Raw genomic sequence first — 12,837 nt, forward strand, 5'->3', positions numbered from 1 at the left:
TTCAAACGAAGGAATAACTAAAGTAGTTTACATTTTAATAATGAGAATCTTCGCTTTATACTGACTGACAAAACCTAGTATTATGAACAAACCATTTAGATTTAAACAATTTTCAGTTCATCAAGATCAATGTGCCATGAAAATTGGTACAGATGGTGTTTTATTAGGAGCTTGGGCTCCTATTGATCATCGTCCGTTTTCTATATTAGATATTGGAGCAGGTACAGGCATTTTATCTTTAATGTTGGCTCAACGCTGTGATGCTCAAGTAATAGAAGCACTTGAAATAGACGACAAAGCTTATGAACAGTGTGTAGAGAATTTTGAACAATCACCATGGAATGATCGTTTATTTTGTTACCACGCATCATTAGAAGAGTTTGCTCTAGAAATTGAGGACAAATATGATTTGATTATTTGTAATCCGCCATTTTATTCTGAAGATTATAAAACCGACAATTCGCAGCGCGATCTCGCACGATTTCAAGATGCAATGCCATTTAATCATTTATTAGATAGTGTGGCTACTTTACTGTCTAAAGCAGGTTTATTTTCAGTAGTTATTCCTTTTTCCGAAGCAGAAAATTTTATAGCTCTAGCGAGTCAAGTTGGCCTATTTCCGAAGAAAAAAACCCATATTAAAGGCGCACTTACATCTAAGGTAAAGCGTAGTTTAATTACGTTTTCATTTAGAGAGCAAGATGTTGACATTTCAGAATTAATAATAGAAACTTCCAGACACAACTACACAGAAGATTACATCAATTTGACGAAGGATTTTTATTTGAAAATGTAGTTTTAAGAAAACGTTTTCGTTATTTTTGTTACCCAAACAAAATACCTTCTAATGTCTCAAGCAAAAGCGACAGCATTTGAACGTTAAAATCTATAAAATTCAACAAATGAAACCAGATTTATTTGAAGCTCCTGATTATTATAATCTTGATGAATTACTAACCGAAGAACATAAATTAGTACGCGATGCTGCTAGAGAATGGGTAAAACGTGATGTTTCACCAATCATTGAAGAGTATGCTCAAAATGCAGAATTTCCTACTCAAATCGTTAATGGTTTAGCTGAAATTGGAGCCTTTGGTCCTTACATCCCAGAAGAATATGGTGGTGCTGGATTAGATCAAATTTCTTACGGACTAATCATGCAAGAAATTGAACGAGGAGACTCTGGAGTGCGCAGTACTGCTTCGGTACAATCGTCGTTAGTAATGTATCCAATTTGGAAATATGGTAATGAAGAACAACGCCAAAAATACTTACCAAAATTAGCGTCTGGAGAATGGATTGGATCTTTTGGTTTAACAGAACCTGATCATGGTTCTAATCCAGGAGGCATGGTCACCAACTTTAAAGATATGGGAGATCATTATCTTTTAAATGGTGCTAAAATGTGGATTTCAAATTCACCTTTTTGCCAAGTGGCAGTAGTTTGGGCAAAAAATGAAGAAGGACGTATTCACGGACTTATTGTAGAACGTGGCATGGAAGGTTTCTCTACTCCTGAAACCCATAATAAATGGTCATTAAGAGCTTCTGCTACTGGTGAGCTTATATTTGACAATGTTAAAGTACCTAAAGAAAATTTATTACCTAACAAATCTGGACTTGGTGCTCCACTTGGATGTCTAGATTCTGCACGTTTTGGTATTGCTTGGGGAGCTATTGGAGCAGCTATGGATTGCTACGATACTGCTTTACGTTATAGTAAAGAACGTATGCAATTTGGTAAGCCAATAGGTCAATTTCAATTACAACAAAAAAAGTTAGCTGAAATGATCACCGAAATCACCAAAGCACAATTATTAGCTTGGCGTTTAGGTGTTATGCGTGAAAATGGTACTGCAACCTCTGCTCAAATTTCTATGGCTAAACGTAATAATGTAGAGATGGCAATAAATATTGCTAGAGAAGCTAGACAGATGCTTGGTGGCATGGGAATTAGTGGAGAATACTCTATAATGCGCCATTCTATGAATTTAGAAAGTGTTATAACATACGAAGGCACACACGATATTCATTTACTAATAACTGGTTTAGATGTCACAGGTTTAAATGCCTTTAAATAAGTAAAGAATAATAAAACTAAAAGTGTTAAAATGCGTTTCTATGTAGAAACGCATTTTTTATTTTTGCAAAAAGGAAATTAATGAGCATAAACCAAGTTAACTCTCAACTTTTAAATTTAAAACAACAATTAATAAACCATAATTTATATGGCACTATTGCAACTACTAAGGATTTATCGGTTTTTTTAAAATCACACGTCTTTGCTGTTTGGGATTTTATGTCCTTATTAAAAGCGTTACAACAAACATTAACGTGCACTACCACGCCTTGGATGCCAAATGGGAATCCAGAAACTCGTTATCTCATAAATGAAATTGTTTTAGCTGAAGAAACCGATATTACTTTAAAAGGAGAACGCAAAAGTCATTTTGAAATGTATTTAGATGCTATGAAAGAAAGCGATACATCTACTACAGAAATAGATACTTTTTTATTACATGTTTTAGAATCTAAAAATGTAATTAATGCCATTGAAAACAGTAATTTAAACAATGCTTTAAAAGCCTTTTTAAACTTTACCTTTAAAACCATACACCACAAAGAAGCTCATGAAATTGCTGCGGCTTTTACCTTTGGCAGAGAAGAGTTAATACCTAATATGTTTACCGAGATTTTAAGTAAATTGCAAGCTAATTTTCCTGAAACAAAATTAGATGAACTGATGTATTACTTTAAAAGACATATTGAATTAGATGAAGATGAGCACGGTCCAATGGCTATGAAAATGATGGAGGAACTTTGTGGTGAAGATGCTCAAAAATGGGAAGAAGTAATAGCTATTTCTAAAGAAGCTTTAACCGTACGAATTAATTTGTGGAATAGTATTGAAGCCGAAATAATTAAAAGCAAATCGTTTACTATTTAAATAGAGATCGTTACAACTCTAACCTTATGTGTATAACTTAATACAAAATGCTCACCTAATTAGATGAGCATTTTTGCAATATAGATTACAATAAATTTAATTTTTGATAAACTTTATTGTTTCTTTTCTATTTAAAGCGGTTTCAATGCTTAGCATATATACTCCACTTTCTAAGGTATTTACGTTAATTATATCTAATCCATTTGCTTTTAAAACTGTTTGTCCTAATGAATTTTGTATTGAAATTTCACCGGTTGTTTCTAAACCTTTTACATGTAAAACAGTATTCGTAGGATTAGGATAAACAGTAATATTTTTCTCTGAAAGTGTAGTTACAGACAAACTCGTAGTTTCATTTCTATACACTTTTGTTTTATTATTACCATCATTACCAAAACCTATTAATAATAAGTCTTTATCACCATCATTATCAAAATCTTCCCAATCTGCAGAACTTATCGCTACACCTTCAATAACGCTACTATTGACTTCATCATAAGTAAAACTCCCATTAGCATTATTTAGGTATAATTTAGAAATATAATATCCATTATCATCTTGACCAGTACTAAAAATATCATCAAACCCATCATTATTAAAATCTACAATTTCTAAATCTCCAAAGTAAACTTGATCAAAGAGTGCTGTAGAATTTGTATCTTTTGTGAACTCGCCATCCTCATTAATATAAAGTGTAGTCTCTCCTACATAATTACTATTAGTTCCGCTAATAATAATATCATCATCACCATCGTTATCAACATCTAACACACCAGTTCCCGTAAAATAATAAGCATCAATACTTTGTATCGAAGCTTCAGATAAAACTCCGTTTGTATTTATATATAATTTGGTGTTTGGAGCATAAGAACTATCAAACCCTGTTAATATTACATCCATATATGTATCTTTATTTACATCTATTAGTGTAATGTCACCAAAATAATTAGCCATTAAAGACGTCGAGGATTCAATAAATTCTCCATATTCATTTTGGTAATAAAGTTTTGCTCCATAAGCACTACCCATTAAACCTGTAACAACAACATCCATTAAATCATCCTTATTTAAATCTACAGCTCTAATTTTACCAAAAGTGGCTCCAACAATAATTGTTGAAAAATCATTATAAACGCCAAAACCATCATTAATATATAATTTAGTTATGGCATTGCCACTACTATCGCTACCTGTAATAATAAAATCTATAAAGCCGTCGTTATTAAAATCTGCTTTATCTGCAGATGCATTAGATAGCGCTAATAATGAATTATTAATATCTTCTAAGAATACGTTTTCTTCATACTTTGCAATCGCAGTATACTCTGCATTGGCACTACCAGATCCCGAAACTAAAAACTCATAAATATTATCGTTAGTGCTATCTAACCATATAGATTCTCCATATATAACATTGTCGATATTGGAATTATCAAGACTAATTTCTGTTATGTTTTGCGCTGTTGTAGTAAGGCCTATTAAAACCAATGTTACTATAAGTATTTGTTTTTTCATGTTATTAATTATTTGTTTCAGCAAATATAATTTATTTAGACTAAATAAAAATAATAATTTTAAATTAAAAATCCCATTTAAAACCATGAATAAAGAATCCCTACATTTTATGTAAATTTGCGACTATGTTTTCTGCTAAAAAGAGATTAGATCGCGCTTACCAAAATGCTCATATTGTCAACTTTGACAATGACAGTAAGTATATTTTATTTAGCGATTGCCATAGAGGTGATAATAGTTTTGCAGATGATTTTGCCAATAACCGTAACATTTATTTTCATGCACTCAAACATTATTATGCTGAAGGTTTTAGTTATGCTGAAATTGGAGATGGCGATGAGCTTTGGGAAAATTTATCATTTGAGTCTATCTTAAACGCTCATAAAAATGTCTATATGCTAATGAAGTTATTTCATGAGCAAGATAGATTGCATATGATTTGGGGCAATCATGATATGGTGTATCGTGATCCCAAATATGTTGAAAAGCATTTGTCAACTTATTTTGATGAAAAACTAGGAGAAGACGTTGATTTATTCTGTAATATTAAATATCATGAAGGTGTTATTTTAAAACATTCTCAAACTGGTCAAGAATTATTTTTAACCCATGGCCATCAAGCAGATTGGTGGAATTACAACTTTTGGAAATGGAGCAGATTTCTAGTTCGCATTCTATGGAAGCCTCTAAACGTTATGGGAATTGCAGATCCTACTAGTCCGGCAAAAAATTACAAAGAGTTAATTAAAGTTGAGCGACGAACCAAAAATTGGATCACTGAAAACAATAATTTAATTACCATAGTTGGTCATACCCATAGACCTCGTTTTCCAGAACCTGGAGATATTGCTTTTTTTAATGATGGTAGTTGTGTTCACCCAAGAAGTATCACAGGTATTGAAATTGAAAATGGAGAGATATCACTCATCAAATGGCAAATTGCAACTACTGATGATGGCACCTTAAAAATTGTTAGGGTTTTATTAGAAGGCCCTAGAAAGTTACTGGATTATAAAACGGAGTGAATTAGATCTCACATTGACAGCAATGCGAAGTATCAAACATTGATAAATTCTTTAGTGGTACATCCTTTTAAAGACCATTGCAATTTTATTAATGTTACGATTCGGGAGCGAGTTCAACCTCCAAGCCTTCCATGTCTGGTGTCATTTGAATTTGACATCCTAAACGCGAATTATCTTTAACGTCAAATGCCTCACTAAGCATCGCCTCTTCATCGTCTTGCATTTCTGGTAATTTGGTATCACTTAGCACATAACATTGACAAGAAGCACACATTGCCATTCCACCACAAATACCAATGGTTCCTTCAGGAGCAATTTCATACGAACGTACTACTTCCATGAGATTCATGGCCATATCAGTTGGTGCTAAAATCTCGTGAATAACGCCTTCTCTATCTGTGATTTTTATGTTTATATCTTGTTCCATCATTAGTTCCCATGAAAATGGGACGCTTTTAGTTTATTGTAACTAACACCTACAAGGTTTTAAAAGCCTGTAAGTTAACTTAATCTATCTTTTTAACAACCGCTTTTGGTGCTTCTTTACGTGTACCATCAAATCCATCAATTCCAGCAACAGTTGTATATTTCAATACATAACGTTTTCCTGGGTTTATAATTTGATACGCAGATTGGCACATTAATGTTGCTTCATGGAAACCGCAGAGAATTAATTTTAATTTCCCAGGATATGTATTGACATCTCCAATGGCATAAATTCCAGGAATGTTTGTTTGATAATCTAAGGCATTATTAACTACGATGGCATTTTTTTCTATTTCTAGTCCCCAATTTGCAATGGGTCCTAATTTTGGTGAGAGTCCAAAAAGTGGAATAAAATGGTCACAGACTATTTCATATTCTTTATGAATATGTTTATCACTAGTTTCCTTAACAACTACCGCATCTACTTTATGATGACCTACTACATTAATCACCTCTGCTGGTGTAATTAATTTAATTTTACCTTGATTTTTTAACTCTTGTACTTTTTCTACGGAATCAAGATGTCCACGAAATTCACTACGTCTATGAATTAAGGTCACTTCACTAGCAACATCACTTAGAAAAATACTCCAATCTAAGGCAGAATCTCCTCCTCCAGCGATAACTACTTTTTTATCTCTATAGATTTCGGGATCTTTAATGATGTATTCTACACCTTTATCTTCAAACGATGCTATATTATCAATTAAAGGTTTACGAGGCTCAAAACTCCCTAGACCACCAGCGATCGCAACCACAGGAGCATGATGTTTTGTTCCTTTATTCGTGGTCACAATAAATGATCCGTCTTCTTGTTTATCTATAGTTTCTGCACGTTCTCCAAGTGTAAATCCTGGTTCAAACTGTTTGCATTGTTCTAACAGTTTATGGGTTAAATCGCCAGCTAAAATTTCTGGATAGGCAGGAATATCGTAGATAGGTTTTTTAGGGTATATTTCCGAACATTGTCCGCCAGCTTGCGGTAAAGCATCAATTAAATGACATTTTAATTTCAATAAACCTGCTTCAAAAACAGTAAACAATCCTGTTGGTCCTGCTCCAATTATAAGTATATCTGTTGTAATCATAATAATGCCCACGACAGTGAGTATCTCTTTATATTAAAACCTACTCCCAAAACTTCGGGTTATTAAACGTTGTAGGTTGTATTCTTTTTATTTTAATTAATCACAAAATTAGATAACACGTTTACAAAATTTTATGATATTTATCAGTTCGCGTGAAGGATTGAATGGCCTGTTTGAGCTCCTCTTAGAGAGCGAGTAGTGAAAGCCTGACCCTTGTGGTCACGCCCAACTAAGCTTCAATATTAATAACTTGTTCAATTTGAGGTGCATATTTTTTAATCGTCATTTCTACACCAGATTTTAGTGTCATTTGATTAACGCTACACCCAACACAGGCACCTAATAATTGTACTTTCACAAGTTTATCATCTTCGATAGATAGTAATGAAATATCACCACCATCACTTTGCAAAAACGGACGAATTTCGTCTAATGCTTTTTCGACATTCAGTCTAAGGTCTTCTGTACTCATATATTATTTCTTTACTGCTGAACATCCAGCCATAGTCGTTATTTTAATTGCTTCGGTTGCCGGTAAATTTTCATTACGCTTAACGACCTCTTCAACTACATTTTGAGTTAAGATCTCAAATGCTTTTTCTAATTCTGTAGCAGTTTGTAGTGCTGCTGGTCTACCAACATCACCTGCTTCTCTTATGCTTTGTACTAAAGGTAATTCACCTAAGAAACGGACACCTAAATCTTCTGCAAGATTTTTAGCCCCTTGTTTCCCAAAGATATAGTATTTATTGTCTGGAAGCTCCTCTGGTGTAAAATAAGCCATATTTTCTATAATCCCCAAAACTGGTACTTTAATGCTGTCTTGTTGAAACATTGCTACTCCTTTTTTAGCATCAGCTAAAGCTACATTTTGAGGTGTACTTACAACAACCGATCCTGTGATTGGAAGGGATTGCATAATACTTAAATGAATATCTCCTGTTCCTGGAGGTAAATCTATGAGCATAAAATCTAATTCTCCCCAATGTGCATCAAAAATCATTTGGTTTAATGCTTTTGCTGCCATTGGACCTCGCCAAACAACAGCTTGGTCTGGTTTTGTAAAAAAGCCTATGGATAACATTTTAACTCCATAATTTTCTACAGGACGCATTTTAGATTTCCCTTCAATATTTACGGCTAAAGGTCTTTCTAGTTCTACATCAAACATTATTGGCATTGATGGACCATAAATATCGGCATCTAACACACCTACTTTAAATCCCATTTTTGCTAAAGTCACTGCAAGATTTGCAGTCACTGTTGATTTACCAACTCCTCCTTTTCCTGAGGCTACAGCAATTATATTTTTAATACCAGGAATATTTTTTCCTTTAATGACATTTGGTGCAGATTTAGCCGGAGCATCTACTTTTACATTGACCTTAATTTTAGCTTTTTCATACACCAATTTATGAATGGTTTGCATGATTTCAACTTCGGTTTTTTTCTTGGCTTGTAAACTCGGGTTTGTAATAGTTATATCAACAATAACCTCATCTGCAAATGTTACAACATTGGTTACTGCTCCACTCTCAACCATATTTTGTCCTTCGCCAGGAGCAGAAATGGTTTCTAATGCTTTAAGTATATCTTGTTTGTTAAGTTTCATAAGTTTAATTTAATAGAAAATAGTCTTAAACTAGAATAGATTTCGATTGTAATCAATTATGAGGTCTATTCTTATATAGATTTATTCTAAATGCAAAGATACTTAATAAAGGTTGAAGTTTAAAGTGTTGTGATTGCAATTTATTATGGGTGGATTTGTATTGATTATGGCACTATGGATTGACTAATATTTCCTAATTTTTAAATAATTGGGAAATACTAGGATAAAACAAAATGAGATATAGAATTTTAGATAAACTTTGCTCTATATACGAGTTCATCATAAAGACTTACAACGCTGTCATTGGATCCCAAAACACCGACTCTAAGTCTTGGATTTGATTGTCTATAACTACAATGCCTTCACTTTCTAAAAGCTGTTGCATAAGATTGGTGCCATCAAAATGATGCTTTCCTGTGAGTAATCCTTTTCTATTGACGACACGATGTGCAGGTACATCTTTTCCGTGAGAGCCGTTCATGGCATATCCTACCATTCTAGCACTACGCTTAGCTCCTAAATAATTAGCTATAGAACCGTAGCTAGTTACTTTTCCGTAGGGAATCAACTTAGCAACCTCATACACGCGATCAAAAAAATTTAGAGTTTCTGGCTTCATTTTAATTGATCGATTAAAATATTTATAAGAGTAATTAAGGCTACAATTGCGGTTATTGCTCCTATAATATAGTTCATGTTTTTTTGAGATGTCATTTTTTTATTACTGATTTTATCAAAAAAGAAAATATAAACATACAACATTACAAAGGTGCCAGTTACAGCTCCAGAGCAATACGTAATAATGCTCATTGCATCAAACGCAAACCAACCAAAACCAGCAATTGTGATGGTCATATAAGCTTGATACGGAATTGGAAATACATTTATTGCAGATAAAAATAGACCTTGAAAAAACCTACTTTTTTTACTTTTAGCATGAGGCTCAATATTTGGCTTAGGATTTGGCTTACTTAGAAAAATAAAATAAATAGCTAGCAACACAAAAATCACAAAAGCAACACCTCTTAACACTTCTACAGTTTGTGGATGGTTACTTAAATATCGTGCAAACATGGCAGCAATATATGTTTGTAAAAAAACAATTAAACAAACACCTATAGAAAATACAAAGCCGCGGTTATGACCTTCTTTCAAGCTAATTTTTGCAGCTGTCATATTAAGTAAGCCAGGAGGAATCACACCTACGAGTGCAATAACTAATCCTAAAAAAAAAATAACAGTGGTACTCAAATTATTTTATTTTAAACCTAATATACGTAATTGGTTTGTTTTGTTCTAAATATTGAGATTCATAGTAGGTTTGAATACTCGTTACCTCTTTTGGGCTACCTTCTTGCTTGTACACATTGTGGTTGGCATATAAAATCTCATGACCTTCTCCTTGTAAAAGACCTAGAGTATACCCATGCATAAACTCGCTATCGGTTTTTAAATTTACAAAACCTTCTGGTTTTAAAATGGTTTTATAGCGTTTTAAAAATTGAGAGTTTGTCATTCTATGCTTGGTACGCTTATATTTTATTTGAGGATCTGGGAAGGTAATCCAAATTTCATCAACTTCGTGCTCTGCAAATACAACATCAACTAATTCAATTTGAGTACGTATAAAAGCGACGTTAGGTAAATTTTCTTCTATTGCTGTTTTGGCTCCTCTCCAAAAACGTGCGCCTTTGATATCTATGCCTATAAAGTTTTTCTTCGGAAATTTGCGTGCCAACTCTACTGAGTATTCACCACGACCACAACCTAATTCTAAAACTAACGGATTATCGTTTTTAAAAACGGAAGATTTCCAATTGCCCTTAAATTTGTATTGTGCATCTACTAATTCTTCTCTAGTTGGCTGAAACACATTATCAAATGTTTCATTTTCTTTAAATCTTTTGAGTTTATTTTTACTTCCCACTACTTTATTTTAACAATTTGTTATTTTTTAATTATGAAGTCGTAAAATTAAGGAAAGATTTTTAGCTTTAACTTTATTTTCACAAATAGACGCATTAAAATTGTGAGAGTTATAATCTAAAACAGTTAAGCTTAAACACGTTTTCAGCATATGCAAGGTCAGCAACATAAACGAATACTCATTGCTCCATTAAATTGGGGTTTGGGTCATGCGACACGATGTATCCCAATTATTAAAGCTTTAATTAACCATAATTTTAACCCAATTATTGCTAGTGACGGAATTGCTTTGGCTTTATTAAAGCAAGAATTTCCTGAGTTAACGTGCTTAGAATTGCCATCATACGATATAACTTATCCAAAAAAAGGTAAGCATTTTAAACTAAAAATGCTAAAAAGTTCTCCTAAAATGGCTAAGGCTATAAAGGCTGAAAAAAAAGCTATTGCTTCAATTGTTAAAGCGTATCAAATTGATGGTATTATTTCTGACAACCGCTTAGGTGTTCATTATAAAGACTTACCATGTGTGTTCATAACGCATCAACTTCAGGTGTTAAGTGGAAACACTACTTGGCTAAGTACTAAATTACATCAAAAAATAATTAAGCAATTTAATGAGTGTTGGGTACCAGATAATCTAGGTGATATAAATCTTAGTGGTAAATTAGGTCATACCTCAATTTACGATATACCTATAAAATACATTGGGCCTTTGAGTCGGTTTTCTAAAAAAGAGCTTCCTATTAAAAATGACGTTATGGTTTTACTCTCTGGACCAGAACCTCAACGTTCACTTTTTGAAAAAAAGTTATTAAAAGCATTTAAAAGTTTTAACGGCAAAGTTGTATTTGTAAAAGGCATTATTGAGAATGAGCAGCACATTTCCGAAGAAAATAATATGGTCATTTACAATTACATGAAGAGTTCGGAATTAGAAACTACCATAAATGAAAGTGCTATGGTGGTTTCTAGATCTGGTTATACCACATTAATGGATTTAACGAAGCTGAGTAAAAATGCATTTTTTGTACCAACTCCTGGCCAATATGAACAGGAATATTTGGCAAATCGTTTAACAGCTTTAGGTTTTGCTCCTTGCTGTGAACAAGATGAGTTTAGTATAGAAAAATTAAATGACGTATCTAATTATAAAGGGTTAAGCGCCATGGATTATGAAGTAAATTATAATAGATTATTTAGTCTTTTCTAACGTAAATGAAAACTCACTTCCTACGCCTAATTCGCTTTCTATATATATTTTTTCATCGTGAGCTTCTATAATATGTTTTACAATAGATAAGCCAAGGCCAGAACCACCAACTTTACGGTTACCGCTTTTATCAACACGAAAGAATCGCTCAAACAAACGTGGAATATTAGCTTTAGATATACCCTCACCATTATCTGTCACTCTTACAATCACTTTATTTTTTATAAGATTTTCAATACTTACTTCAGTTGTTCCTTTATCTTCTCCATATTTAATAGAATTAACGATAAGGTTAGATAACACTTGTTGAATTCGTTCTTTATCTGCCCAAACCATTATAGGTTCGTTATAGTCAATATCAAAAATTAAAGAGATTTTTTTCTTAGCAGCTTTCATTTCTAGCAAATCAAAGACACTCTCAACGAGTTCGACAATATCAAACTCTGCAATATTAAGTTGTAAATCGCCTACTTCTAATTTGGTAATCATATCCAAATCATTAACGATATAAATAAGACGTTCTAAACCTTTATTGGCTCTATTTAAGTATTTTTCGCTTACGTTTTCATCATGAATGGCACCATCAAGTAAGGTTTCTAAATAGCCTTGAACTGTAAATAATGGTGTTTTTAATTCGTGAGATACATTACCTAAAAACTCTTTACGATATTCTTCTCTTACGATGAGCGTTTCTATTTCGAGTTTTTTGTCTTTAGCATATTTATCTATTTCTTGTGTAAGTGTGGCCATATCTGTTGTGATAGGCTGTTTACGTAAAGAAGCAGATTCTAAGAGTGTTAAATCGTCATAGATTTTTTTCACTCTTCTATATATAAAACGCTCTACTCGATATTGAATAATTATAAATGAAAGCACATAAGTTAATATTGCAAATGAAACCAGATATACAATATCAATAGAATGCAACACATACAAAAAGACACTCGATAAGAGCGTCAAAAAAATCGTAATATACAAGGATGTTTTAAAGGCAAACTTGTATGTTTTTTTTAATTTATTTTGCATTA

At 32.8% G+C, this 12,837-nt stretch carries 14 protein-coding genes; 5 read left to right on the forward strand and 9 right to left on the reverse strand.

Features of this window, described 5'->3' with window-relative positions:
- Positions 1 to 82 precede the first annotated feature (82 nt).
- The 3 genes from TD29_RS09910 to TD29_RS09920 all read left to right on the forward strand — a co-directional run bounded on the left by TD29_RS09910 (position 83) and on the right by TD29_RS09920 (position 2,947).
- Positions 83 to 796 carry a tRNA1(Val) (adenine(37)-N6)-methyltransferase gene (locus tag TD29_RS09910; protein ID WP_040280399.1) on the forward strand — a complete coding sequence of 238 codons (714 nt, stop codon included), beginning with the start codon at positions 83 to 85 and terminating at the stop codon, positions 794 to 796.
- 106 nt (positions 797 to 902) lie between these two features.
- The gene (locus TD29_RS09915; RefSeq protein WP_040280401.1) at positions 903 to 2,081 is read left to right on the forward strand and encodes an acyl-CoA dehydrogenase family protein; all 1,179 of its coding nucleotides are present in this window, start codon (positions 903 to 905) and stop codon (positions 2,079 to 2,081) included.
- A gap of 80 nt (positions 2,082 to 2,161) precedes the next feature.
- Entirely contained in the window at positions 2,162 to 2,947 is a 786-nt protein-coding gene (locus TD29_RS09920; protein WP_040280403.1) for a DUF3050 domain-containing protein, read from the forward strand.
- Between the two features lie 96 nt (positions 2,948 to 3,043).
- On the opposite strand, the gene TD29_RS09925 is transcribed toward TD29_RS09920, so the two are convergent.
- A complete protein-coding gene (locus TD29_RS09925; RefSeq protein ID WP_161792618.1) occupies positions 3,044 to 4,462 on the reverse strand; it encodes a T9SS type A sorting domain-containing protein in 1,419 nt (472 codons plus the stop codon).
- Positions 4,463 to 4,587: 125 nt separating this feature from the next.
- On the opposite strand from TD29_RS09925, the gene TD29_RS09930 reads away from it, so the two are divergent.
- The gene (locus tag TD29_RS09930; RefSeq protein WP_040280405.1) at positions 4,588 to 5,487 is read left to right on the forward strand and encodes a metallophosphoesterase family protein; all 900 of its coding nucleotides are present in this window, start codon (positions 4,588 to 4,590) and stop codon (positions 5,485 to 5,487) included.
- 94 nt (positions 5,488 to 5,581) lie between these two features.
- On the opposite strand, the gene TD29_RS09935 is transcribed toward TD29_RS09930, so the two are convergent.
- From TD29_RS09935 to trmB, 7 genes are all read right to left on the reverse strand, one after another.
- Positions 5,582 to 5,914, reverse strand: coding sequence for a 2Fe-2S iron-sulfur cluster-binding family protein (locus tag TD29_RS09935; RefSeq protein ID WP_040280406.1), 333 nt, complete (start codon positions 5,912 to 5,914; stop codon positions 5,582 to 5,584).
- 79 nt (positions 5,915 to 5,993) lie between these two features.
- Complete coding sequence (locus TD29_RS09940; protein ID WP_040280407.1) at positions 5,994 to 7,061, reverse strand: NAD(P)/FAD-dependent oxidoreductase; 1,068 nt, start codon at positions 7,059 to 7,061, stop codon at positions 5,994 to 5,996.
- Positions 7,062 to 7,290: 229 nt separating this feature from the next.
- Positions 7,291 to 7,533 (reverse strand): NifU family protein, encoded by a 243-nt coding sequence (locus TD29_RS09945; protein WP_040280408.1) that lies wholly within the window; start codon positions 7,531 to 7,533, stop codon positions 7,291 to 7,293.
- Between the two features lie 3 nt (positions 7,534 to 7,536).
- Entirely contained in the window at positions 7,537 to 8,673 is a 1,137-nt protein-coding gene (locus TD29_RS09950; protein WP_040280409.1) for an Mrp/NBP35 family ATP-binding protein, read from the reverse strand.
- A 289-nt stretch (positions 8,674 to 8,962) separates the two neighbouring features.
- A complete protein-coding gene (locus TD29_RS09955) occupies positions 8,963 to 9,292 on the reverse strand; it encodes an MGMT family protein (RefSeq protein ID WP_040280410.1) in 330 nt (109 codons plus the stop codon).
- Positions 9,289 to 9,924: a LysE family translocator gene (locus tag TD29_RS09960; protein WP_040280412.1), complete on the reverse strand. Its 636-nt coding sequence runs from the start codon at positions 9,922 to 9,924 to the stop codon at positions 9,289 to 9,291. The genes TD29_RS09955 and TD29_RS09960 overlap by 4 nt, the downstream gene beginning before the upstream one ends.
- 1 nt (position 9,925) lies before the next feature.
- Positions 9,926 to 10,600: a tRNA (guanosine(46)-N7)-methyltransferase TrmB gene (gene trmB, locus TD29_RS09965; RefSeq protein ID WP_040280414.1), complete on the reverse strand. Its 675-nt coding sequence runs from the start codon at positions 10,598 to 10,600 to the stop codon at positions 9,926 to 9,928.
- Between the two features lie 150 nt (positions 10,601 to 10,750).
- Here trmB and TD29_RS09970 point away from each other — a divergent pair, with 150 nt between their 5' ends.
- Complete coding sequence (locus tag TD29_RS09970) at positions 10,751 to 11,809, forward strand: glycosyltransferase (protein ID WP_040280415.1); 1,059 nt, start codon at positions 10,751 to 10,753, stop codon at positions 11,807 to 11,809.
- On the opposite strand, the gene TD29_RS09975 is transcribed toward TD29_RS09970, so the two are convergent.
- Entirely contained in the window at positions 11,792 to 12,835 is a 1,044-nt protein-coding gene (locus TD29_RS09975) for a sensor histidine kinase (protein WP_040280416.1), read from the reverse strand. The two genes, TD29_RS09970 and TD29_RS09975, sit on opposite strands and share 18 nt — an antisense overlap.
- Positions 12,836 to 12,837: the final 2 nt, after the last annotated feature.

The sequence above is a fragment of the Psychroserpens damuponensis genome, from assembly GCF_000826655.1.
GTDB lineage: Bacteria > Bacteroidota > Bacteroidia > Flavobacteriales > Flavobacteriaceae > Psychroserpens > Psychroserpens damuponensis.